Source organism: Nonomuraea insulae, assembly GCF_042656245.1.
In genome coordinates this window covers 52,173-74,190 of sequence record NZ_JBHSPA010000052.1, presented here as the reverse complement: position 1 = coordinate 74,190, position 22,018 = coordinate 52,173, and the positions used below count along the sequence as shown (strand labels likewise).

General features: G+C 70.8%; 19 protein-coding genes. 11 read left to right on the top strand and 8 right to left on the bottom strand.

Annotation, left to right across the window (positions count from 1 at the left end):
- The first annotated feature begins 130 nt into the window (after positions 1 to 130).
- Genes ACFPZ3_RS40210 through ACFPZ3_RS40190 form a run of 5 tightly spaced genes read left to right on the top strand, consistent with a single transcriptional unit; the run spans position 131 to position 6,608 of the window.
- Positions 131 to 1,738, top strand: a complete 1,608-nt coding sequence (locus ACFPZ3_RS40210; protein ID WP_379519608.1) for an ABC transporter substrate-binding protein — start codon at positions 131 to 133, stop codon at positions 1,736 to 1,738.
- Positions 1,735 to 2,694 carry an ABC transporter permease gene (locus tag ACFPZ3_RS40205; RefSeq protein WP_379519607.1) on the top strand — a complete coding sequence of 320 codons (960 nt, stop codon included), beginning with the start codon at positions 1,735 to 1,737 and terminating at the stop codon, positions 2,692 to 2,694. Before ACFPZ3_RS40210 ends, ACFPZ3_RS40205 begins: the two co-directional genes overlap by 4 nt.
- The gene (locus ACFPZ3_RS40200) at positions 2,691 to 4,670 is read left to right on the top strand and encodes a dipeptide/oligopeptide/nickel ABC transporter permease/ATP-binding protein (RefSeq protein WP_379519606.1); all 1,980 of its coding nucleotides are present in this window, start codon (positions 2,691 to 2,693) and stop codon (positions 4,668 to 4,670) included. Before ACFPZ3_RS40205 ends, ACFPZ3_RS40200 begins: the two co-directional genes overlap by 4 nt.
- Complete coding sequence (locus ACFPZ3_RS40195) at positions 4,663 to 5,652, top strand: oligopeptide/dipeptide ABC transporter ATP-binding protein (protein ID WP_379519605.1); 990 nt, start codon at positions 4,663 to 4,665, stop codon at positions 5,650 to 5,652. The genes ACFPZ3_RS40200 and ACFPZ3_RS40195 overlap by 8 nt, the downstream gene beginning before the upstream one ends.
- Complete coding sequence (locus ACFPZ3_RS40190; RefSeq protein ID WP_379519604.1) at positions 5,649 to 6,608, top strand: dihydrodipicolinate synthase family protein; 960 nt, start codon at positions 5,649 to 5,651, stop codon at positions 6,606 to 6,608. Before ACFPZ3_RS40195 ends, ACFPZ3_RS40190 begins: the two co-directional genes overlap by 4 nt.
- Here the strand turns inward: ACFPZ3_RS40190 and ACFPZ3_RS40185 are convergent.
- The 5 genes from ACFPZ3_RS40185 to ACFPZ3_RS40165 all read right to left on the bottom strand — a co-directional run bounded on the left by ACFPZ3_RS40185 (position 6,600) and on the right by ACFPZ3_RS40165 (position 10,163).
- Entirely contained in the window at positions 6,600 to 6,866 is a 267-nt protein-coding gene (locus tag ACFPZ3_RS40185) for a DUF1876 domain-containing protein (protein ID WP_379519603.1), read from the bottom strand. The genes ACFPZ3_RS40190 and ACFPZ3_RS40185 overlap by 9 nt on opposite strands.
- Positions 6,867 to 6,938: 72 nt before the next feature.
- On the bottom strand, positions 6,939 to 7,313 hold the full coding sequence (locus ACFPZ3_RS40180; RefSeq protein WP_379519602.1) for a BlaI/MecI/CopY family transcriptional regulator: 375 nt from the start codon (positions 7,311 to 7,313) through the stop codon (positions 6,939 to 6,941).
- Positions 7,314 to 7,353: 40 nt separating this feature from the next.
- The gene (locus ACFPZ3_RS40175) at positions 7,354 to 8,403 is read right to left on the bottom strand and encodes a hypothetical protein (RefSeq protein ID WP_379519601.1); all 1,050 of its coding nucleotides are present in this window, start codon (positions 8,401 to 8,403) and stop codon (positions 7,354 to 7,356) included.
- A 63-nt stretch (positions 8,404 to 8,466) separates the two neighbouring features.
- Positions 8,467 to 9,411, bottom strand: coding sequence for a sugar kinase (locus tag ACFPZ3_RS40170; RefSeq protein ID WP_379519600.1), 945 nt, complete (start codon positions 9,409 to 9,411; stop codon positions 8,467 to 8,469).
- Positions 9,408 to 10,163: an IclR family transcriptional regulator gene (locus ACFPZ3_RS40165; protein WP_379519599.1), complete on the bottom strand. Its 756-nt coding sequence runs from the start codon at positions 10,161 to 10,163 to the stop codon at positions 9,408 to 9,410. The genes ACFPZ3_RS40170 and ACFPZ3_RS40165 overlap by 4 nt, the downstream gene beginning before the upstream one ends.
- 119 nt (positions 10,164 to 10,282) lie before the next feature.
- Between ACFPZ3_RS40165 and ACFPZ3_RS40160 the strand changes: the two genes are divergently transcribed.
- From ACFPZ3_RS40160 to ACFPZ3_RS40150, 3 genes are read left to right on the top strand one after another with little or no spacing between them, the layout of a single operon-like run.
- Positions 10,283 to 11,533 carry an extracellular solute-binding protein gene (locus ACFPZ3_RS40160; RefSeq protein ID WP_379519598.1) on the top strand — a complete coding sequence of 417 codons (1,251 nt, stop codon included), beginning with the start codon at positions 10,283 to 10,285 and terminating at the stop codon, positions 11,531 to 11,533.
- Positions 11,530 to 12,411: a carbohydrate ABC transporter permease gene (locus ACFPZ3_RS40155; protein ID WP_379519597.1), complete on the top strand. Its 882-nt coding sequence runs from the start codon at positions 11,530 to 11,532 to the stop codon at positions 12,409 to 12,411. The genes ACFPZ3_RS40160 and ACFPZ3_RS40155 overlap by 4 nt, the downstream gene beginning before the upstream one ends.
- Positions 12,408 to 13,223: a carbohydrate ABC transporter permease gene (locus tag ACFPZ3_RS40150; protein ID WP_379519596.1), complete on the top strand. Its 816-nt coding sequence runs from the start codon at positions 12,408 to 12,410 to the stop codon at positions 13,221 to 13,223. The genes ACFPZ3_RS40155 and ACFPZ3_RS40150 overlap by 4 nt, the downstream gene beginning before the upstream one ends.
- Here the strand turns inward: ACFPZ3_RS40150 and ACFPZ3_RS40145 are convergent.
- From ACFPZ3_RS40145 to ACFPZ3_RS40135, 3 genes are all read right to left on the bottom strand, one after another.
- On the bottom strand, positions 13,194 to 14,294 hold the full coding sequence (locus ACFPZ3_RS40145) for a winged helix DNA-binding domain-containing protein (protein ID WP_379519595.1): 1,101 nt from the start codon (positions 14,292 to 14,294) through the stop codon (positions 13,194 to 13,196). The genes ACFPZ3_RS40150 and ACFPZ3_RS40145 overlap by 30 nt on opposite strands.
- A gap of 83 nt (positions 14,295 to 14,377) precedes the next feature.
- Positions 14,378 to 15,928 carry a clostripain-related cysteine peptidase gene (locus tag ACFPZ3_RS40140; protein ID WP_379519594.1) on the bottom strand — a complete coding sequence of 517 codons (1,551 nt, stop codon included), beginning with the start codon at positions 15,926 to 15,928 and terminating at the stop codon, positions 14,378 to 14,380.
- The gene (locus tag ACFPZ3_RS40135; RefSeq protein WP_379519593.1) at positions 15,928 to 16,914 is read right to left on the bottom strand and encodes a hypothetical protein; all 987 of its coding nucleotides are present in this window, start codon (positions 16,912 to 16,914) and stop codon (positions 15,928 to 15,930) included. The genes ACFPZ3_RS40140 and ACFPZ3_RS40135 overlap by 1 nt, the downstream gene beginning before the upstream one ends.
- Positions 16,915 to 17,124: 210 nt before the next feature.
- Between ACFPZ3_RS40135 and ACFPZ3_RS40130 the strand changes: the two genes are divergently transcribed.
- The 3 genes from ACFPZ3_RS40130 to ACFPZ3_RS40120 are packed head-to-tail and all read left to right on the top strand — an operon-like array spanning position 17,125 to position 22,009.
- Complete coding sequence (locus tag ACFPZ3_RS40130; RefSeq protein ID WP_379519592.1) at positions 17,125 to 19,878, top strand: helix-turn-helix transcriptional regulator; 2,754 nt, start codon at positions 17,125 to 17,127, stop codon at positions 19,876 to 19,878.
- Between the two features lie 53 nt (positions 19,879 to 19,931).
- Positions 19,932 to 20,972: a LacI family DNA-binding transcriptional regulator gene (locus tag ACFPZ3_RS40125; protein WP_379519591.1), complete on the top strand. Its 1,041-nt coding sequence runs from the start codon at positions 19,932 to 19,934 to the stop codon at positions 20,970 to 20,972.
- Between the two features lie 35 nt (positions 20,973 to 21,007).
- A complete protein-coding gene (locus ACFPZ3_RS40120) occupies positions 21,008 to 22,009 on the top strand; it encodes a hydroxyacid dehydrogenase (RefSeq protein ID WP_379519590.1) in 1,002 nt (333 codons plus the stop codon).
- Positions 22,010 to 22,018: the final 9 nt, after the last annotated feature.

Below are 22,018 nucleotides of genomic sequence, written 5' to 3'. Positions count from 1 at the left end.
CTTTCGTCCTAGGTAACATTCCGGAAATCTTCTGTTGACCTCAAGCCAGGGCTACGTTTACCGTCCACTTTACGCACAACATAGGACATGGGATGTCCCACGTTCCATATCCCTCTTCCAGGAGGCATCCGTGAGCTCTGAGTTCAGTCGCCGCGACTTCCTGCGTTACAGCGGGGCGACCGGTGCGGCGGCGTTCATCGCGGCCACGCTCTCCGCCTGTTCCGGCGGCCCCGCCTCGACCGGGTCGGTCGGCGCCGGGTCAAACAAGGACCTCATCACGGCCGTCATCGGGTACGGCAACGACCAGAGCTGGGATCCGACCCAGACCGCGTCCGCCTTCGCGATGGCCGGGATCAACCACGTGTACGAGGGGCTGCTCGACACCGATCCGATCAGCCGCGAGCCGTACCCGGCGCTGGCCACCGCGCTGCCGTCCGACCTGAACGCCACCTCATGGACGTTCACGCTCAGGGACGGCGCCAAGTGGCACGACGGGCAGCCGGTGACGGCCGACGACGTGATGTTCACGTTCGAGCGGATCCTCGACCCCGAGGCGAACGTGCTGGCCGGCAACTTCTTCAAGTCCTGGCTCAAGGAGGTGAAGAAGGTGGATGAGAAGAACGTGGAGCTGGTGTTCAAGTTCCCGTTCCCCGACGCGGCGCCCAGGCTGACCATCGCCAAGATCATGCCCAAGCACGTGTTCAGCCAGGCGGGGGCCTGGGACCAGGCCAAGGGCGGCAAGGTGGTGGGCTCGGGGCCATACAAGATGAAGGCGCACAACCCCAAGTCCAACACCTCGTTCGAGGCGTTCGACGGCTACAACGGGCCCCGTCCGGCCACGGTCAAGCAGATGAACTGGCTGACGATCGTGGACGCCGCCGCCCGCGTGGCCAAGATCTCCGGCGGGTCCGCCGAGGCGCAGATCGCCGACAACATCCCGTACGCCAACGTCGACCAGCTCAAGCAGCAGGGGCTCACGGTCGAGGGCGGCAAGGGCATGAACCACATGTTCCTGATGTTCAACACGGCCGCGAAACCCTTCGACGACGTACGGGTGCGCCAGGCCCTGCACTACGCCATCGACAAGCAGAAGATGATCGACGTGGCGCTCAAGGGCCACGGCACGGCCTCCAGCTCCTTCCTCAACGAGGGCCATCCCGACCACAAGCGGGCCTCGGTCGTCTACGACTACGACCCCGAGAAGGCCAAGGCGCTGCTGAAGGAGGCCGGGGTCGGCGACCTGACGGTCAACCTCATGGCCGTCAACGTGAGCTGGATCGCGGACTGCCTGCCCACCATCGCCGCCTCCTGGGAGGCGGTCGGCATCAAGACGACGCTGGAGCCGCAGGACACGGCCGCGTTGTTCGCCAAGATGGACCAGTTCCAGGACTACCAGGTGGTCGCGGCGGCCTCGAACCCCAACCAGTTCGGCATGGACGCCGACCTGATCCTGCACTACAACTACGTGCCCGGCGGCCTGTGGATGAAGTACAGCCACTGGGACGGCACCAAGGACGCCGGGAAGTTGTTCGCGATGATGGACGAGGCCGGCAAGGAAACGGACAAGGCCCAGCGAACCGAGCTGATCCACAAATATCTGGATTTCGTGGCTGGGCAGGCCATCCTCTACCCGGTCGTGCACAACGAGCTGATGACCGCCTGGGACCCGAAGAAGCTCTCCGGCATCCACGCCCAGCCCTACCCCGGCATCAACCTGTTGCAGGCCAAGAGGACATGACACTCGTCGCCAGGATGCTGCTGCGGCGGCTCCTCATCCTGATCCCGCTGGTGCTCGGCGTGGTCGCGTTCGTGTTCATCGTCATGCGCTTCTCCAGCAGCAAGCCGGAGTACGCCTACTTCCAGGGCGCGAACCCGACCCCCGAGCAGATCCACCAGTTCCAGCTCGAGAACGGCCTGCTGGACCCCCTCCCGTTGCGCTACGTGCGGTTCGTCGCCGACCTGGCGCAGGGCGACATGGGCACCAGCGTGCTGACGAAGAAGCCGGTCATCGAGTCGGTGACGACCGCGCTGCCGCTGACGTTGCAGCTCACCTTCCTCGGCCTGGCCGTGGCGGTGGTGCTGTCGCTGGTGTTCGGCGTCACCGCGGCGCTCTTCCGCGACCGCTGGCCCGACCAGGTGATCCGGGTGGTGTCGCTGATCGGCGTGGCGGCGCCGGCGTTCTGGCTGGCCCTGCTGATGATCCAGTGGCTCGCGGTCGGGGAGGGGTTGTTCCCGACCGGCGGGTACATCAACCCGGCCGACTCGATGGCCGGCTGGCTGCAGTCGATGACGCTGCCCGCCCTGTCGTTGTCGTTGCCGATCGCGGCCCAGCTCACCCGCATCATCCGTACGTCGATGGTGGAGGAGCTGGATCGTGACTACGTGCGCACGGCCATCGGCAGCGGCCTGCCCATGATCGTGGTCGTCGGCCGGAACGTGCTGCGCAACGCCCTGATCAACCCGCTGACCGTGCTGGGGCTGCGCATCGGCTACCTGATCGGCGGCACCGTGGTGATCGAGACGATCTACGGACTGCCCGGCATGGGCCAGCTCATGATCAACGCCGTGCGCGACGGCGACCCGGCCGTCGTCCAGGGCGTGGTGCTGACCATCGCGATCGGTTTCATGGTCGTCAACCTGGTCGTCGACGTCCTCTATCTGCTGGTCAACCCTCGCCTCAGGAGCGCCACATGAGACGTGGACTGACAGAGCGCCTGTCCAGGCCCGGCATGCGATTCCGCCGGCTCAAGCCGTTGTCGTGGCTGGCCGTCGGCCTCATCGTGGTCGTCGTGCTGGCCGCGCTGCTGGCCCCGTGGATCGCGCCGCAGTCGCCGTACTTCCAGGAGGCCGCCGGCGGAGGTCCGTCGGCCGCGCACTGGATGGGGCTCGACAGCGCCAACCGCGACATCCTGTCCAGGCTCCTGCACGGCGCCCGCTGGTCGCTCATCATCGGCCTCGGCGCCACCGCGCTCGCCCTGGTGGCCGGGGCCGTCATCGGCGCCGTCGCGGCCACCTCGCGCCGGGCCGTGGACGAGACCCTCATGCGCGTGCTCGACGTCATCATGGCCTTCCCCGGCATCGCGCTGGCCGCGGTGCTGGTGGCGGTGTTCGGCGGCAGCATCCCGGTGCTGGTCCTGGCCATGGCCTTCCTCTACATGCCGTCCGTGGCCCGGGTCATCAGGGCCAACGTGATCGCCCAGTACGGCGAGGACTACGTCGCGGCCGAGCGCGTCATCGGCGCCCGCACGCCGCACATCCTCATCAGGCACGTCGCGATCAACTGCGCGGCTCCTGTGCTGGTGTTCTGCACGGTGATGGTGGCCGACGCGATCGTGTTCGAGGCGTCGTTGTCGTTCATCGGAGCCGGGGTACGCCCGCCGAACCCCTCCTGGGGCAGCGTCATCGCCGACGGCAAGAACCTGGTGCTGCTCGGCGGCTGGTGGGCCACGGTCTTCCCAGGGCTGCTCATCCTGATCACCGTGCTCGCCCTGAACATCCTGTCCGAGGGCATCTCCGACGCCTGGGCCGCGCCGGCCGCCCGCAAGGCCGCGGTGCGCAAGGGCGACGCGTTCGAGCAGGCCAAGCCCGGCTCCGGCGAGATGGTCGAGCTGCCGGGGCTGGCCGAGGCCGCGCGACGGCTGGCCGAGCGGGCCAGGCCGCTGCCGCAGGGGCCGCCGATCCTGGCGGTGGAGCGGCTGCGGATCGGGTTCCCCAGCGGGGGAGACGGCGTCGCGGACTCGGCGATGGTAGACGGTGTCGCGGACTCGGCGACGGTGGACATCGTGGACGGCATCGGCTTCGAGGTGCGCCCAGGCGAGGTGCTCGGCCTGGTCGGCGAGTCCGGCTGCGGCAAGTCGCTGACCGCGCTGACCATCATGGGCCTGCAACCCCGCGACGCCCGCGTCAGTGGCCACATCCGCTTCGACCAGCGGGAACTGCTGGCCGAGTCGAAGGGGGCCCGCCGCCGGCTGCTCGGCCACGAGATGGCGATGATCTACCAGGACGCCCTCTCCTCGCTGAACCCGGCCATGACCATCAAGGCCCAGCTCAAGCAGCTCACCCGGCGCGGCGGCCGGCGCGGCCCCGCCGAACTGCTCGAACTCGTCGGCCTCGACGCCCGCCGGACCCTGTCGTCGTACCCGCACGAACTGTCGGGCGGGCAGCGCCAGCGGGTGCTGATCGCAATGGCGCTCTCACGCGAGCCCAAGCTGATCGTCGCCGACGAGCCCACCACGGCGCTCGACGTGACCGTGCAGGCGCAGGTCATCGAGTTGTTGCTGCGGCTGCGCGAGGAGCTGGGGTTCGCGCTGATCCTCGTCTCGCACGACCTGGCACTGGTGGCCGACGTGACCGATCGCGTGGTGGTCATGTACGGCGGCCAGATCGTCGAGACCGGCGTCACCGCGACCCTGGTCGGGGCCCCGGCCCACCACTACGCTCGGGGGCTGCTGGGCTCGGTGTTGTCGCTGGAGTCAGGAGCCGAGCGGCTCACCCAGATCCGCGGCGTGGTGCCGGCGCCGGCCGACTTCCCGCCGGGGTGCCGGTTCGCCGATCGGTGCTCGATGGCCACGGACGTGTGCCGTACCGAGAGGCCGGTGCTGATGGGCGACGACACGCATCGGTTCGCCTGCCATCACCCGGCCCTTGTGGAGAGTGAGCAGAGTGCTTGAGCTGAAGGACGTGCACGTCGTGCACAAGGCCCGCTCGGGCAGGGTGTTCTCGCGCGACCGCGTCTACGCGCTGACCGCCGCTTCCCTCACGGTCAGTCCCGGTGAGACGGTCGGGGTCGTGGGGGAGTCGGGGTGCGGCAAGTCCACGCTGGCCAAGGTGCTGGTGGGGTTGCAGCGGCCGACCTCGGGGAGCGTGCTCCACCGGGGGCAGGATCTGTGGGGGCTGAAGGAGTCCGAGCGGCGGGCGCTGCTGGGCTCCAACGTGGGGATGATATTTCAGGACCCGTCCACGGCGCTCAACCGGCGGCTGCCGGTCAGGCAGGTGTTGCGCGATCCGCTCAACGTGCACAGGCGGGGGACCCCGGCACAGCGGGACGCCCGGGTGCGGGAGCTGCTCGATCTGGTCGGCCTGCCCTCCAGCGCGGCCGACGCGTTGCCGAGCCAGCTCTCCGGTGGGCAGCGGCAGCGGGTGGCGGTGGCCAGGGCGCTGGCGCTGGAGCCCGAACTGGTCGTGGCGGACGAGCCGACCAGCGCGCTCGACGTGTCGGTGCGGGCGCAGATACTCAACCTGCTGCTCGATCTGCAGGAGCGGCTGGGGCTGGCGATGGTGTTCGTCTCGCACGACATCCAGACCGTACGTAGGATGAGCGATCGCGTGGTCTCCATGTACCTGGGGCGGATCGTGGAGCAGACTCCGGCGCAGGCGGTGCCATTGGCGGCGCGGCATCCGTACACGCGGGCGCTGTTCTCTGCCACGCCGGGGCTGATCTCGCCGATCAACCCGATCCCGCTGGTGGGAGCCGTGCCCTCGGCCACCAGGCCGCCCAGCGGGTGCCCGTTCCGTACGCGGTGCTGGCGGGCGGACGACATCTGCGCGGCCGAATGGCCCGCGGCCCAGAACGACGACGACCACCTCTTCCACTGCCATCATCCGGTGGCGGCGGGAGCGACCGATCTTGAGCTTATCCAGGAGCGCGTATGACGATTACCAATGTCGCCGAGTCCGCGACGCTGTCTAATGTCGCCGAGTCCGCGACACTCTCAGGTGTGATTCCGCCGGTGTGCACCCCCATGACCCCGGACTATGAGGTGGATGCCGCCTCGCTCGTCCGTCTGATCGACCATCTGATCGACGGGGGGGTGGACGCGCTGTTCGTGCTGGGGTCGTCGTCGGAGGTGGCGTACCTGACGGACGCGCAGCGGCGGACGGTGCTGGAGACCGTGGTCGGGCACGTGGGCGGGCAGGTGCCGGTGCTGGCGGGGGCGATCGACATGACCACGCCCCGGGTGCTGGAGCACGTGCGGGTCGCCGCCGAGGCCGGGGTGTCGGGGCTGGTGGTGACGGCGCCGTTCTACACGCGCACGCATCCGGAGGAGATCAGGACACACTTCAGGACCGTCGCCGGGCGGGCCGGGCTGCCGGTCTACGCCTATGACCTGCCGGTTTCCGTACACACCAAGTTGAGCGCCGAGTTGCTGCTGGGGCTGGCGGCCGAGGGTGTGCTGGCGGGGGTGAAGGACTCCAGCGGGGACGACGGCGGGCTGCGCGCGGTCATCATGGGGCGCGAGGCGCCGTTCAGCGTGCTGACCGGGTCCGAGGTGACCGTGGACTCCGCGTTGTGGATGGGGGCCGACGGCGTGGTGCCCGGGCTGGGGAACGTGGACCCGCACGGGTACGTCGAGCTCTATCGCTGTGCCTCCCGAGGCGACTGGGAGGGGGCCAGGGCGGAGCAGGAGCGCCTGGCCAGGCTGTTCGAGATCGTCCACGTCGGCGGCACGCGCATGGGCGGCAGCTCGTCGGGCCTCGGGGCGTTCAAGGCCGCACTCCACCTGCGCGGCGTCATCGACTGCCCGATCACCGCGCTCCCGCAGATCCCGCTCAACGACGACGAGGTCGGCCGGATCGGCAAGCTCCTGGCGGGCGCCGGGCTACTGTGACCGCGCCGGGCTCGCCATCTGGGCCACGTCCTCCGCGCCCTCCTCGATGAGCTTCGAGGCCAGGTCCGACAGCGCCCGCCCGACGGCCAGCTCGTCCCCGATCCCGGGCACCGGCCGGTCGTCGGGGTTGCGGCGGGCGTGTGCCACACTCTCGTGCCGCTTGCCGTCCGGAGTGAACAACACCGCCGTGGCCGTGGTCAGAGCGTCGTCGTCGTCCTCGCTGATCCAGATGTGGATGTTCCACTGCTTGTAGTCCATGCCGACCACCTCCCTCCTCCAGCCTCTCCCCAGCGGGCGCGCAGGTAAAGCGGCGCGTATGCGGGAGTGGCGTCAGGGGCGGCGGTTGCCCGGCGGGACGACCTGGAGCGCGGTCTCCAGGGCGACGGCCTCCTCGGGGGTCAGACGCTCCAGGAAGTGGACCAGGGTGGCGGCCTGGTTGCCGCTGGCGGCCAGCGCGTGGCGCATCAGCTCCGCCGTGTAGGCCTCCTTGGTGGAGATCGGCTCGTAGACGTAGGCCCGGCCGACCGGCTCGCGCTTGAGCAGGCCCTTGGTGTGCAGTTTGTCCATCACGGTCATGACGGTGGTGTAGGCGATCTCCCGCTCCTTGCGGAGATCCTCAAGCACGTCACGGACGGAGGCGGGCCTGCGGTAGGACCACATCCTGTCCATGATCGTGGATTCGAGCTCTCCCAGGGGGCGTTTCATGCCCCACATGGTACGGGTTGCCGCTCCAGCAGCAGGGGCTTCAGTTCGTGAAGCCGCCTTCAGGCGCGATCCTGGACATCCACGCCGCCGCCTCGTCCGCCGGCAGGATCCGCTCCATGCGCACGGTGGCGCGCATCATCGGATAGCGCCGGCCCGCGCTCCACGTCCGCTGGTACGGCGGCGGGTCGAGCACCACGACCCGCCTCCCCTCCAGGAGCGGGATGCTCGCCGGGATGCCCTCGTTCCAGATCCACTTGCCGTTAGCGTCCACCAGGTTGAACTGCCCGCTCACCGAATCCGCCTCCGGCGGCACCGGCCCGTCCGTGGCGGACACCACCCAGCCGAACTCCGGCTGCACCCCTTCGATGAACCCTTCCGAGGCCGGCCCGCTCACCGCGTCGGCCAGCAGCGTGTGGAGCTGGAAGTTGTCGCCCATCCCGCCGATGACGATCTCGAAACCGCGTCCGGTCTCCCGGTGCAGGACGATCAGGTGCTCCTCGTCCAGCACGGAGAGCAGGCCGGCCAGCCACTCCAGGTCGTCGCGGTCGTCCAGCACGGCCGACAGGGCCTCCACCAGCCGGTCGCGGCCAGGCAACTCGGCCCGCACGCGCGGCGAGAGCTGCAGGATGGACAGGACCGGCATGCTCGACAGGTGCGCGAGCGCCCAGGCGTCGGCCAGCCCGAACGCCTCCCGCTCCTCGATCCCGCTCAGGCGGGCGGCCACGGTCACCGTCCACTCGGGGTCGTCGTCATCGGGCTCGGGCGGCTCCTCGCCCGTGATGGAGCGCCACGCCGCGGCGAACCTGGCCGACAGCTCCAGGTGCTCGGTCAGGCCGCGAACCAGGGGGCCGGCCAGCGGCATGGGATCGGCTCCGCGCTCGACCAGCGCGCCGGCGAGAACGCCCAGGCGGGCGCCGATACTGGGCGGCACCAGGTCGAACAGCTCACTGAGCCGGGCCGCCACCGCCGACAGCGAGGCCTCGTCGACGCCTTCCGTGGCCTCGTAGAGGCGCGGCACGCAGGCGAAGAGCCGGTCGGGGTCGCGGTCGGAGGCCGCCTGGAAGAGTTCGGCGAGATGGTGATCGAGCATTCCGGCAGGCTATGACATTTCCGGTTCGGCGCGTTGACCTTTCCGGTAAGAGCGATCACCGCCTCAGCGGCTCACGCCGTCGGCCGGGCTGCGCAGGAGGTCCAGGTCGGCACGCCGGGGCAGGCTCTCCCAGTCACCCTGGGAGGTGACCGCGAACGCCCCCGCCGCGCACGCCGTGGCCAGCCGCTCGTCGGGGCCCGCCCCGGCCAGCCAGTCGGCCAGCCACCCGGCCGCGAAGGCGTCGCCGGCCCCGACGGAGTCCACCTCGGTCACCTTGTACGGCTCCGCCCGCCGTACGACGCCGGCGGACAACTCCAACGCCCCCCGCGCGCCGAACTTGATCAGCACGTGCACCGGCCCCAGCGCCGCCAGCGCCTTGGCCAGTTGCTCGGCCCCGTCGACGTCGGCGATCAGCCGGCCCTCGGCCTCGGTCGCGAACAGCACGTCCACCTCGCCGACCGCCTCCCGCAACCACGCCCCGGCCTCCTCGGGCGTCCACAACGCCCGGCGGTAGTTGACGTCGAGCGAGACCAGCACCCCGGCGGCCCTGGCCTCGGCGATCGCGTGCCGCACGGCCTCCCGCGCGGACGCCGAGAGGGCGGGCGTGATCGCGGAGACGTGCAGGACGCGGGCCGACCTGATGAGCTCGGGGTCGAGGTCGGCCGCGGACAGCCGGGAGCCCGCGCTGTCCTTACGGTAGTAACGCACGTCGATGAGGTCGGCCGTGCGCCTGCCCTTGATCATCAGACCGGTGGGCGCACCAGGGTCGGGGATGGCGCGCACATCGACGCCCTCGCCCGCGAGCGTCGAGCGGATCAGGTCGCCGAACTCGTCGGCGCCCACCCGGCCGACCCACGCCACCGCGTGGCCGAGCCTGGCCACGCCGATCGCGACGTTGGACTCCGCGCCGCCCAGGCCCAGGTCGAAGTCGCGGGCGAAGCGCAGCGGCCCCGTGCGTCGGGCGGCGAACAGCGCCATGGTCTCACCGAAGGTCACCAACTCGGTCATCGGCTCTGGCTACCCAGCTTTCTTGAGATCCGCGCCGCCGCCCCGGCCACCAGCGGCCCCAGCTCGCGTACCCGTGCGGCGGTGATCCGCGAGGTGAGGCCGGAGACGGAGATGGCCGCGGAGACGGCGTCGTTGTGGTTGAAGATCGGCGCCGCGACGCAGCGCACCTCGGGTTCGTTCTCGCGGTCGTCGACCGCGTAGCCGCGGCGCCTGATGTGCGCCAGCTCCGCGCGCAGCCGCTCGGCGTCGGTGATCGTGTGCTTGGTCCTGGGCTCCAGGACCAGCTCGGCGACGGCCTCCTCGGGCTGCCAGGCCAGGATGGCCTTGCCGACCGCGGTGCAGTGGGCGGGGCCGCGGCTGCCGATGCGCGAGGCCATGCGCACGTTGGCCTCGTTCTCGACCTTGTCGATGTAGACGACGTGCGGCGGGTCGTAGACGACCAGGTGCACGGTCTCGCGCACCTCGCTCATCAGGCGGTGCGACTCCTCGGCCGCCACGGTGCGCAGGTCGAGCGTGGCCAGGTAGGACTGCCCGAGCCGGAGCGTGCCGTGGCCCAGCCGGTAGGCGCCCGTCCTGCGGTCGCGTTCGAGCAGCTTGGCCTCGACGAGGGGCACGGTCAGGCGCAGCACCGTGCTCTTGGACAGGCCCGCGGTCTCGGAGAGCTGGGTGAGCGACAGGCCCGGTTGCTCGCGTACGTGGTCCAGCACGGCCAGGGCGCGTCTGAGCGAGGCGGACTGGTTGCGTTCTGGCACGTGCCCCAACATACCTGCGAAAGCGGTATGCAACATGTCGTTGTGCAATGCAAAACAACTCGCCTCAAGGGCTTCACGGGCCGCCCGGGTGTTCCTAGTCTCCCGCTCGGGAGGTAATAGTGAAGTTTATTAACTATGTTGCCGCCGGTGCCGCCCTGCTCGCGCTGGCCGCCTGCGCCCCTTCGACCGCCCCCGCGTCCGGCGGCGGCGACGAGAAGAGCGGCACGCTGCGCGTGTGGCTCTACGAAGAGCCGAACCGCGCACCCAAGGAGAAGGTGGTCAACGAGGCGATCAAGGAGTTCACCGCCGCGCACGCCGGCGTCAAGGTCGAGATCTCCTACGTCCCGACCACGCCGGCCCGGCACGAGAAGTTCAAGGGCGCCTTCAACGACCCGGCCAGTTCCCCTGACGTGGCCGAGTACGGCAACACCGACCTCGCCGAGTACGCCGCCGCCGGCGGTTTCGCCGACCTGACGGCCGACTTGCAAGGCCAGGACATGACGCCTGAACTGCTCAAAACGGCAGCCGTGGACGGCAAGCAGTACGGCCTGCCCTGGTTCATCGGCATCCGCGCCCTCTACTACCGCACCGACGTCTTCGACGAGCTGAAACTGAAGCCGCCGACCTCGATCGCCGAGCTGACCGAGAGCGCCAGGACGATCCGCGCGAAGAAACCCGACCTGTACGGCATCGCCGTCGGCGGCGAGTACACCTTCGGCGCCCTGCCCTTCGTCTGGGACGCCGGCGGCGACATCACCGCCCTGGACTCGGCCGAGTCGCGCAAGGGCGTCAAGGCGTACACGGATCTGCTGTCGGACGGCATCTGCCCGCCGCAGGCCTGCGTGTCGCTCACCGGCGGCAAGACGGTCGAGTTGTTCGCCAGCGGCAAGGCGGCCATGGGCATCCTGGGCAACTTCAGCCGCTCGGCCGTGGACGCCGGGGCGGCGGCCGGCAAGTACAAGGTCGTCCCGCTGCCGGGCTCGGCCGAGGGCTCGATCGCGCCGGCCTTCGCCGGGGGCAACAACCTGGGCGTCATGAAGAACGCCAAGCACCGGACCCTGGCCGTGGAGTTCGTGAAGTTGCTGGGCGGGGCGGCGTACCAGGCCAAGATGTACGAGGCCATGGGCAACCTGCCGACGCTGACCGGGGCGCGGGAGGAGCTGGCGGCCAAGGACACGTTCCTGAAGCCGTTCCTGGACACGGTCGCCAAGGGGACGAAGTTCGTGCCCATCGACCCGGCCTGGGTGAAGATCGACAACGGCAAGGTCATCCCCACGATGTTGCAGAAGATCGCCACCGGTCAGGCCACCGTGGACGCCGCCACCACCGAGGCGGCCGCCGCCGTCAAGTCGGCCTTCGGCCGCTCGTGAGGGTCGGGTTCAACCGTCGGCCGTGGCTCTACCTGCTCCCCGCCGCGGCCGTGCTCGTGCCCCTGTTCGGCTACCCCGTCTACATGCTGGGCCTGCTGTCGGTCTTCGACTACCGGCAGGCGCAGGTCAGCGGCGGGCAGCCGAGCACGTTCGTGGGGTTCGGGAACTACGCCACGCTGGTGGGCGACGGCCGGTTCTGGGAGGTGCTGGCGCAGACGGTCGGGTTCGCGGCGGCGCTCGTGCTGGCCACGCTGGCGGTCGGCGCGGCCCTGGCGGTGCTGCTGACCCGGGTCGGGCCCGTGCCCAGGACGGCGCTGTCGCTGGCCGCGCTGGGCGCGTGGGCGGCGCCCGCGATGACCGGTTCCACGGTGTGGATGTTCCTGTTCGACGCCGATCTCGGGCTGGTCAACCAGGTGCTGGGGCTCACCGGGTTCAACTGGTTCTACGACCGGTGGGTCACCTTCCTGGTGGTCGGGGCGACGATCGTGTGGCACTCCTTCCCGCTGGTCATGCTCACGCTCTACGCCGGCATCCAGGCCATCCCGGCGTCGGTGCTGGAGGCGGCGGCGCTCGACGGGGCCTCGGCCTGGAACTCGTTCTGGAAGGTCGTCGTGCCGATGTTGCGGCCGTTGGTGACGATCGTGGTGATCCAGTCGGTGATCTGGGACTTCAAGGTGTTCACGCAGATCTACGTCATGACCAACGGGGGCGGCGTGGCGGGGCAGAACACGGTGCTGAACGTCTACGCCTACCAGACGGCGTTCGGCTCCTCCGAGTACGGCCTCGGCTCGGCCATCGCCGTGGTCATGACGCTGGTCCTGCTGGTGTTCACCCTGGTCTACATCCGGGCCCTCCATCGTGGCGGTGAGCGACTGTGAGAAGAATCGTCCCCAACACCGTGGCCTGCGTGGTCGCCTTCCTCACCGCGTTCCCGCTGTACTGGATGGTGCTGTCGGCGCTCAAGCCCGACGGCGAGATCCAGTCGCTCGACGTCCGGCCCTGGACGGCGCACCCGACGCTGGACAACTTCGTCAGGGTGCTGACCGGGGAGGGGTTCGGGCGTTACCTGCTCAACAGCGCGGGCGTGGCGCTGACGGTGGTGGTGTTGTCGGCCGGGGTGGCGTTCCTGGCGGCGGTGGCGGTGACCAGGTTCAGGTTCCGGTTCAGGACGACCGTGCTGATCATGTTCCTGATTGCGCAGATGGTGCCGGTGGAGGCGCTGACGATCCCGCTGTTCTTCGTGGTGCGGGATCTCGGGCTGCTGAACACGCTGGCCTCGCTGGTGGTGGTGCAGCTCGCGTTCACGCTGCCGTTCGCGATCTGGATGATGCGCGGGTTCGTCGCCGCCGTGCCCGAGGCGCTGGAGGAGGCGGCGATGATCGACGGGGCCGGGCGGGCGACCGTGTTGTGGCGGATCCTGTTCCCGCTGGTCGCGCCCGGGCTCGTGGCGACCAGCGTGTTCTCCTTCATCACCGCCTGGAACGACTTCATCTTCGCCAGGACCTTCATCATCTCGGCCAAGGAGAATCAGACCCTGCCCGCGGCGCTGCTCGTCTTCTTCAAGCCGGACGAGAACGACTGGGGCGGGATCATGGCGGCCTCGACGTTGATGACGATCCCGGTGCTGATCTTCTTCGTGGCCGTGCAGCGGCGGCTGGTGTCAGGGCTTGGAGGGGCGATCAAAGACTGAGATGTCGTGCTTGTCGCCGGGGGCCAGGAACTCCAGCAGCCGCCGGCCCTCCTCCTCGGCCTCGTCCAGGACCTTGATCGGCACCCACTGGTGCAGGTTGAGGGTGGAGACCCCCTTGGCTCTGGTGATCGTCCAGTCGCCGGCCGTGACGCCGTCCACCAGGATGGTGCGGGGCTGCGTGTTGGTGCCCATGAAGCCCTGGAGCGTGGCCAGGCCCGTCTCGGTGATCACCCTCGACCGGTCGGCGTGGGAGAGGAACAGGTTGTCGAAGTCGTACATGAGGCGTACCGGCGCCGGGACGTCCTCGGCGGGTCGCGGGGCGTGCGGCAGGTCGTACAGGGTCCTGCCGTTCTCGTCCCTGAACCTGACCAGGTCGAGCGCCTCCACCACCTCGCCCAGCCGGGTCAGCCCCGACCACGTCTGCACGTCCATCACCGACGCCGGCCCGAACGCCGCGAGATAGCGCAGCACCAGCTCGCCCGGCGTCATCGGCGGGGTCTCAAGGCCCAGCCAGGACTCGGCGCTGGTGTGCGCGACCGGCCCGCTCCTGCCCCACAGGCCGCGCGGCGGCACCTGCACCAGCGGCACCAGCGAGCGAATCCCCTGGCCCAGCGCGTGCGGGTCGTTGTCGGGCCACCGCTCGGCCAGCGCCCGCCCCAGGTCGGCGAACGTCATCGGCCGCTCCTCCAGCAACGCCCGCCCGACGGCGCCCAGCTCGTCCAGGTCCACCCCGGCCAGCCGTTTGCCGAACGTCGTCCGCGTCATGCGCTCGGTGACCGGCTGCAACAGCGGCCGCATGGCCAGGCAGTCGTGGCCGGAGACGAGGTGGATGGTGGAGCGCTGCAGCGCGATGCGGACGAGCCCGCGCGAGGCCAGCAGGTCGGAGGCGTCGGCGGCGCGGAAGCCCTCGACACGGTTCCACAGCCCGGTGTACCAGGTGTGCGGGGTCTGCGCCTGCAGCCCGCCCAGGTGCTCCACGACCTCGGTCACGGAACGGTCGGTGCGGCGCAGCAGGTGCTGTCTGTCCAGAGTGGCCCGGTTGAGCGCGGCGCGGCTGATGAGGGGATCCATGACACCAAAGGTAGGGGCTATTGCGGCCGGTCCCGGGCCGCAATAGCCCCAGCGTCGCCGGCGGATCGCCGGCGTGTGGTCTCCTAACGCCTGATGCTACGCGCGTTCGCGTAGTCCCTGAGGAATTCGTCCCACTCCGTGTGCTGGGCGATCTGGAGGTCCGCGTAGTAGCGCGAGATCGTGCGTTCCATCGGGAAGTACGCGCTCAGCCCGCCGCACGCCTCCACCTTCTCGCCCTGGTGCGCCTCGTTGACCACGAACCCGCCCGGACTCTGGATGGCCAGCAGCTTGTCGGCCACCGAGGCCAGCGTCGGGTCGGTCCGCGAGTCGGCCACCAGCGCCAGGCAGATCGTGCGCAGGTCCACCAGCGACCGGTCGAAGTGGAAGCGCGTGGCGACCGACTGGACGCTGTCCACGACCGACCGGTTGGCCCGCACCTGCTGCCGCAGACCGCCCGCCAGCGTCTGGAACTCGCCCATGAACTCCTCGATCCGCGTCGCGTCGACCGCGCACTGCGTGACGGTCTGGTGCGTGCCGCGGTAGGACCTGGCGTACTCCTCCACCACGATCCGCCCGAGCTCCCGCGCGTCCATGCGCGGGTTGGCCGCCATGGCGGACAGGATCTCGGTGTACGGCCAGCCCTCGTTGGGCTCCAGCTCCTCCGAGCCCACCACGATGCCCGCGTGCTCGCGGATCTCGAAGCAGACCTCGAGGTTGCTCATCAGGCAGGCGTCCATGCCCAGCAGGTCGATCGGCCTGCCGAGGTCCTGGTGGATCGCCCGCATGACGTTGCGCAGCTCGATCGTGTCCAGCGAGTGCAACGTGCCGTCGTCGGAGGCGATCGCGCGGTCCTGCCCGGTGGGCAGCTTGAGCACCTCGCCCAGTGACGTCGTGAACACGGCCTTGGTGATCTCCGGGGTCTCCGTCAGCCTGGACAGCTCGGAGAAGGCGGGCTCGCCGTCGGCCATGGTGGCGCGGGGCGCCCGGCGTACGTAGCCGGTCTCGACGTCGTGCCGGGCGGTGTGGCCCCTGACCTGGGTGTAGATCTGGTCGAGGTCGTCGGGGGTCCAGCCGCCGCCGTGGTTCCAGATCACCAGGGCGTACCGCCTGGCCGGGGCGCGCCTGACCGCCCAGCGGACGAAGTCCAGGACCGTCTGCGGGTTGCCGGAGTCCACGGGCGGCGGCAGCTCCTCGATCATGTCGGGGGCGCCGCCGGGGCTGATCTCCATGTGCTGGGCCCTGCCGCCCGCGTCCTGCCGCTTGACGAAGGCGGTGACCCGCACCCCGTTGTACGACTGGACGGCCCGCAACTCCTCCAGATCGCGTCCGGCGGCGTCGGACAGGTTGTTGTTGCCCGCCATGTACACCATGACGTTCCACTCGGCCGGATCGTCCGAAGGAGCGGCGCGTTCGCCGGCCATGGACTGGGTCTGGCCGAGTGCCCGCCACGTGGTGGGACCGGCCACGCCGTCGGCGGGCAGGCCCTCGCGCTGCTGGAGGCTCAGCACGGCTCCGTAGGTGGCGCCGCCGAAGTACCCGTCGGCCCGTACGCGGTAGCCGCGGGCGCGCAGCAACTCCTGCAGCCGCCTGACCTCTTCCCCTCTGCTGCCGAGCCGCAGCATGGTCCCGGCCATCAGTCGGCGGCCCAGTGGAAGGTGAGGCACTTGCCGTCGGGGGACAGGTCGCTGATCGGGATGACGTACATGGGGGCGTGCTCGCCGAACATCCTGGCCTTCCACAGCACGATCGCGCCGCCGCTCTGTACGGACCTGGACTCGAACATGGCGTGCCGGTCGCCCTCGGCCTCGACGAAGCAGATCTGCCTGTCGGTCTCGTCGTTGACCTCGATGCCCTTCCACCACATGCAGTGGGGGGCCATGCTGAGGCGGATCTCGGTGGTGCCGGGCGGCGCGGGGGTCTCGGTCAGGTAGAGGACGTCGCCGTCGCGCAGCCTGTGGGCGCTGGTCAGGTCGTTCCTGCTGATCCTCATGAGCTGGATCGGGGTGCGGCCGGGCATGCGCTCGTAGCGGATGGGGGAGCGCTGGTCGCCGTGGACCATGGCGAGCAGGTCGGGCAGCTGGGTGATGATCGCGGGCAGCGTGGCCTGCAGGATGGGACCGAAGTAACGCTGGTTGAGCTCGCGGTCGGTGACGCGTACGGGGTGCTCGGAGTGCATGCCGTGCATGGTCTGGAGCAGGCCGGGGAGCACCTGCATCATGATCGGCGTGATCGTTCCGAGAAGCTGCGGCACGAACTGCTGGAAGCGCTCCTCCTCGTTCTGGTCGGTGTCGGCCTTGGGCGGGCCGAAGGAGAGGAGCTGCTCCACGAGCGGCGGGATGATGGCCTGCACGACCGGCATGAGGACGGCGGCCACGTCCATGAACGACCGGTCGGCGGCGAGCTGGGCGTAGATCTCTGGGGAGGAGTAGCGCTGCTGGTACTCCATGGGCCGGTGCTCCATCCGCGGCCCCATCGGCAGCAGGTGCGGCTGGTGCGGACGTGCGCCGAACTGATCCGCTGCCTGGTGGGTCAGCTGGAGGCCCTGGAGGATGGTGGGGAACAGCACGTTGAGAATTCGTGCCTCCGCTCCCCGCTGCTCCTCTGCGATGTAGGACGGCATGATGTTCTCCCGGCGTTTTGGGGCATTCGTCCACGTTGGAGGCTATGAACGTGCTTTGCCGCGAGCATCAGGGAACGCCCTGGGGATAACCCCGGGGCGTTTCCCTAATGACCGAAAGGGCTGACTCGGGTCAATCGGACACTGGACGGTCGCCGGACCAAGGCACACGATGAACTTTGGCCTTGGAACTCCGGCGAGGGGGTGAGTCCGATGGAAGCCCGCGCCCTTCGCAGCGGACCCGAGCGCTCCCGGGACGAACAGTTCGTCGGCCGATGCCGCGAACTGGCGGTGCTCCACGCGCAACTCGGCCGCGTCAGCGAGGGCCGCTCCAGCCTGGTCGTGCTGGAGGGGCCCGCCGGGATCGGCAAGACCGCGCTGGCCGGGGAGTTCGTGTCCGCGATCGAGAACGCGGTGGTGCTGGAGATCAGCGGTGACGAGGGCGAGTCCGAGCTGCCGTACGGCGTGCTGGGGCAGCTCGGGGGCCAGGCGCCGCAGGTGCCCGAGGTGCTGGCCGGGCTCTGCGCGCCCGTCACGTCCGTGCGCCCTGATCCGCTGGTGGTGGGGGCGGCGCTGCTGGAACTGCTGGGCCAGCTTCAGCGGCACGCTCCCGTGGTCGTCGCCATCGACGGGGCGGACCTGGCGGATCTGCCCTCGCTCCAGGCGTTGACGTTCGCGCTGCGCAGGCTGCGCACCGATCGGGTGCTGGCCATCATGATCCTCAGGGAGGGCGACCATCCCCGGCTGCCCGACGGGCTGCGGCGGCTGCTGCGCAGCAGCGTGGCGCTCCGGCTGCCGCTGAGCGGGCTGAGCGCGCGTGAGCTTCAGGCGCTCAGCGCCCGCATCGGCCCGGTCCGGCTGACGCCGCAGGCCGCCGAGCGGCTGCACGAGCACACCAAGGGCGTGCCGCTGCACGCGCGGGCGCTGCTCCAGCAGGTACGCGCCGAGACGCTGGCCGACGTGGACGCTCCGCTGCCGGCGCCGCGCGCGTACACCACGCAGGTGCTCGGGCGGGTCGGCCAGTGCGATCCCGCGGCGCAGCGGCTGCTGACCACCGCCGCCGTGCTCGGGACGTCCGCGCCCCTGCACCTGGTGGCCAGGATGGCCGAGCTCGCCGAGCCGCTGCCCGTGCTGGAGCAGGTGACGGGGGCCGGGTTGCTCGTGGAGTGGCGTACGGGGGCCGGGGTCTCCGTGGGCTTTCCCAACCCGCTGGTCAGGGCGGCCATCTACCACGATCTCGGGCCCGCCACCCGGCGCCGCCTGCACCTGCTGGCCGCCGACCTCGTGGACGACGTGGTGCCCAGGCTGCACCACCGGCTCGCCGCCGCCGACCAGGTGGATGAGGCGCTCGTACGGGAGGTGGCCCTGGTGGGGCGGCGGCAGGCCGCGGCCGGGGACTGGGCCGGAGCCTGCGGGTGCCTGACGCGGGCGGCGCAGCTCACTGAGGAGGGGCCCGAGCGGGACCGACTGATCGCGGAGGCCGTGGAGGCGCTGCTGGCGGCCGGGCGGCCGGGCGACGCCGCCGCGCTGGCCACCCAGGTGGCTCCTGGGGCGGACCCCGGGGTGCGGTCCTACGCGCTGGGGTCGGTGGCGTTGGTCTCAGGGCGGGTGGAGGAGGCCGGCCGGCAGCTCGATCACGCGTGGTCGCACGCGAAGGAGGACGAGCGGCTGGCCTCGGGGATCGCGGGGCGTCAGGCCTGGGTGGCCCTGCTGCGCGGCTGCGGCGCCGAGGCCGCCCGCTGGGCCGCCGTGCCCGCCGAAGGTGCGCCGGGGGAGTTGGTGCGGTTCGCGTGGCTGGTCGGGCTCGGGCTGGCCGGGCAGGCTGAGGAGGGGCTGGCGGTGAGCGGCGAGTTGCCGGCGCCCGTCCAAGGGTCGGCGGGGGAGCTCGACGCGCTGCTCGGCCGTGGGGTGCTGCGGTTGTGGGCCGACGATCTGGCCGGGGCGCAGGCCGACCTGCTCGGGCTGCTGGCGGTGGGCGCCGGCCGGTCGGCGGCCTTCCAGCTCCTGGTGGCGACCTCGCTGGCCCAGACCGAGTACCGGCTCGGCCGGTGGGACGAGGCCGCCGGGCATGCCGAGCTGGGCGCCTCGACGGCCGACGACTTCGGGCAGGTGTGGCTGGCGAGCTACGCCCACGCCGTGGCCGCCCTGGTGCCGGCCGCGCGTGGCGAGTGGGAGCGGGCCGCCACCCACGTGCGGGCCGCGCGTGCCGCCTGCTCCCCGGACAACACCACCGCCCAGATGAGCACGGCCGCCGCGGAGGCGCTGCTGGCCACGGCCAGGGGCGACCACGAGGCGGCCGTCACCTCCCTCATGCCCCTCACCAGGACGGACTTCCCCGACGAGCCCACGGTCGTGCTCTGGCGCGCGCTCCTGGCCGAAGCCCTGGTCAACGCGGGCAGGCTGGAGGAGGCGGACACGGTCCTGGTGCCGTGCGAGCTGCTGGCCCTGGACAGGGAGCGCCGCAGCGTCCTGGCCGCCGCCGCCCGCGCCAGAGCCGGCCTGTACGCGGCCAGGCACGAACCGGGCGAGGCGGAGACCGGCTACCAGGTGGCGCTCGAACACACGGCCAAGATCGAGATGCCGTTCGAGGAGGCCAGGATCCAGCTCGCGTACGGAACGTTCCTACGCCGCAGGGGCCGCAGGTCGGCCGCCGCCGAGCACCTCGAAGCGGCCCAGGTCACGTTGTCGAGGCTGGGCGCGCTGCCGTACCTGGAGCAGTGCGACCTGGAGCTGGCCGCGAGCGGGCGGGCGGTGCTGCGCCCGCAGGACACCGCCAGGCTGGGGCTGACGCCGCAGGAGCACACGGTGGCGGTGCTGATCAGCAGGGGGCTGACCAACCGGCAGGCGGCGCGCAAGCTGGTGCTGAGCGTCAAGACCGTCGAATACCACCTGAGCCACATCTACACCAAGCTCGGCATCACCTCCAGGACGGCGCTCATCGGGAGGTTGAGCGATCTCGGCGAATAGGTCTCGATCGAACGAAAGCGAAACGCTCATAACGAAAGCTAGAATTGTTCTTCGTGTCCGTCGATCAGCGCCACAGGCTCATTCTGCGCAGGGTCCGCGACAGGGGCTCGGCCCGGCTGGCCGACCTGGCCGAGGAGCTGGGCGTCTCCGCCGTCACCCTGCGCAGGGACGTCGAGCGGCTCGCCGCGCGAGGGCTGCTCAGCCGCGTGCACGGGGGCGTCACGCTGCCGCGCGAGATCGACGCGCCCGCCCCTGCCGGGCCGCCGCCGACCATCGGCATGCTGGTGCCCACGGCCCGCTACTACTACCCGGGCGTGATCGAGGGGGCCAGGGAGCGGGCGGCCGCGCTGGGGGCGCGGCTCGTGCTGGGCATCTCGCACTACGAGGACTCCGAGGACCGGGCGCAGGTGCGCCAGCTCGTCGAGGAGGGCGCCGACGGCCTGCTGCTGAGCCTCAGCGGCCAGCCGGGAGAGGCCTGCGCCGAGTGGCTGGCCGGGCTGCGGGTGCCGGCCGTGCTGGTGGAGCGGCGGGCCGAGTTCGCCGGGCGGGCGTCCCTGCTCGACGCGGTCGCCTCGGACCACGCCCACGGCGCCTACCTCGCCGTGCGCCACCTGGCCGAGCTGGGCCACCGCGCGCTCGCGGTCGTCGCCAACCCCAGCCCGACCACGCCGAGGATCAGGGCGGGCGTGCTGGCCGGTGCCGCCGCGATGGGCCTCGACGCGCCCGCGGAGATCGTCGTCGACCGTGCCCAGGCGCCGGAGGAGCTCGTGCGCGACGTCCTGCGGCTGATCCGCGACAGCGGTGTGACCGGGCTGCTCGTGCACAACGACGAGGACGCGCTCTCCCTGGTCAGGCACCTGAACGCGGCCGGTGTGGACATTCCGGGCGAGGTGTCGCTGGTGGCCTACGACGACGAGGTGGCCGAGTTCTGCACGCCCTCGCTCACGGCGGTGGCGCCGCCCAAGGAGGAGGCCGGCCGCAGCGCCGTGGACCTCCTCGTCGCCCGCCTGGAGCGGCCCGGCGCGACCATCCGCCACGTGGCCCTCCTGCCCGAGCTACGCGTGCGCGAATCGACCGCACCGCTTTCGATATGATCGAATTGACCGTATTGACGTTCGGGGGAGCGAAATTGACAGAATCGCGGCCGAAGACCCTGCTCGCGATGGGCCCGCAGATCGCCGCCCGGCTCATCACCGGCCCCGTACGCGACCGGCTGCTCGCGATCGCCGACGTGGACCCCGGCCTGGTGGCCGCCGACTTCGCCGACCCGGCCGTGGCGGGGGCGCTGGCCGAGGCCGAGGTGCTCTACACGAGCTGGTGGTGCCCGCCCATCACCGCCGAGGTGCTGGCCGCCGCGCCCAGGCTGAAGGCCGTCGTGCACGCGGCCGGCAGCGTCAAGCACCACGTCACCGAGGCGTGCTGGGAGCGCGGCCTGCTCGTCTCCTCGGCGGCGGCGGCCAACGCCGAACCCGTCGCCGAGTACACGCTGGCCTCGATCCTGTTCGCCAACAAGCGGGTGCTGGACCTGGCCAGGCTCTACCGGGAGCGGCGCCGGTCGTTCGACATGGACGGCGCGTTCCCCGGGGTCGGGAACTACCGCAGGACGGTGGGGGTCATCGGGGCCTCCAAGATCGGGCGGCGGGTGATCGAGCTGCTGCGGCCGTTCGAGCTGGACGTGCTGGTCGCCGACCCCTACCTGAGCGAGGACCTGGGCGTGCCGCAGGTCGATCTGGACGAGCTGTTCGAGCGGTGCGACGTGATCAGCGTGCACGCGCCCGCGCTGCCGGAGACCCACCACCTCGTGAGCGCCGCCCGCCTGGCCCGCATGCGCGACGGCGCCACGCTCATCAACACCGCGCGGGGCGCGCTCGTCGATCAGGACGCCCTCATCGCCGAGCTGACCTCCGGCCGCCTGTACGCCGTGATCGACGTCACCGAGCCCGACCCGCTGCCACCCGACTCCCCCCTGTACGACCTGCCCAACGTCCTGCTCACCCCGCACGTCGCCGGGTCGCTCGGCGGGGAGCTGGCCCGCATCGCCGACCTGGCCGTGGACGAGCTGGCCCGCTACGCCGGCGGCCTGCCCTTCGCGCACGGCGTGGCCGCGGAGGAGCTCGCCACGAGCGCCTGATGACGCAGG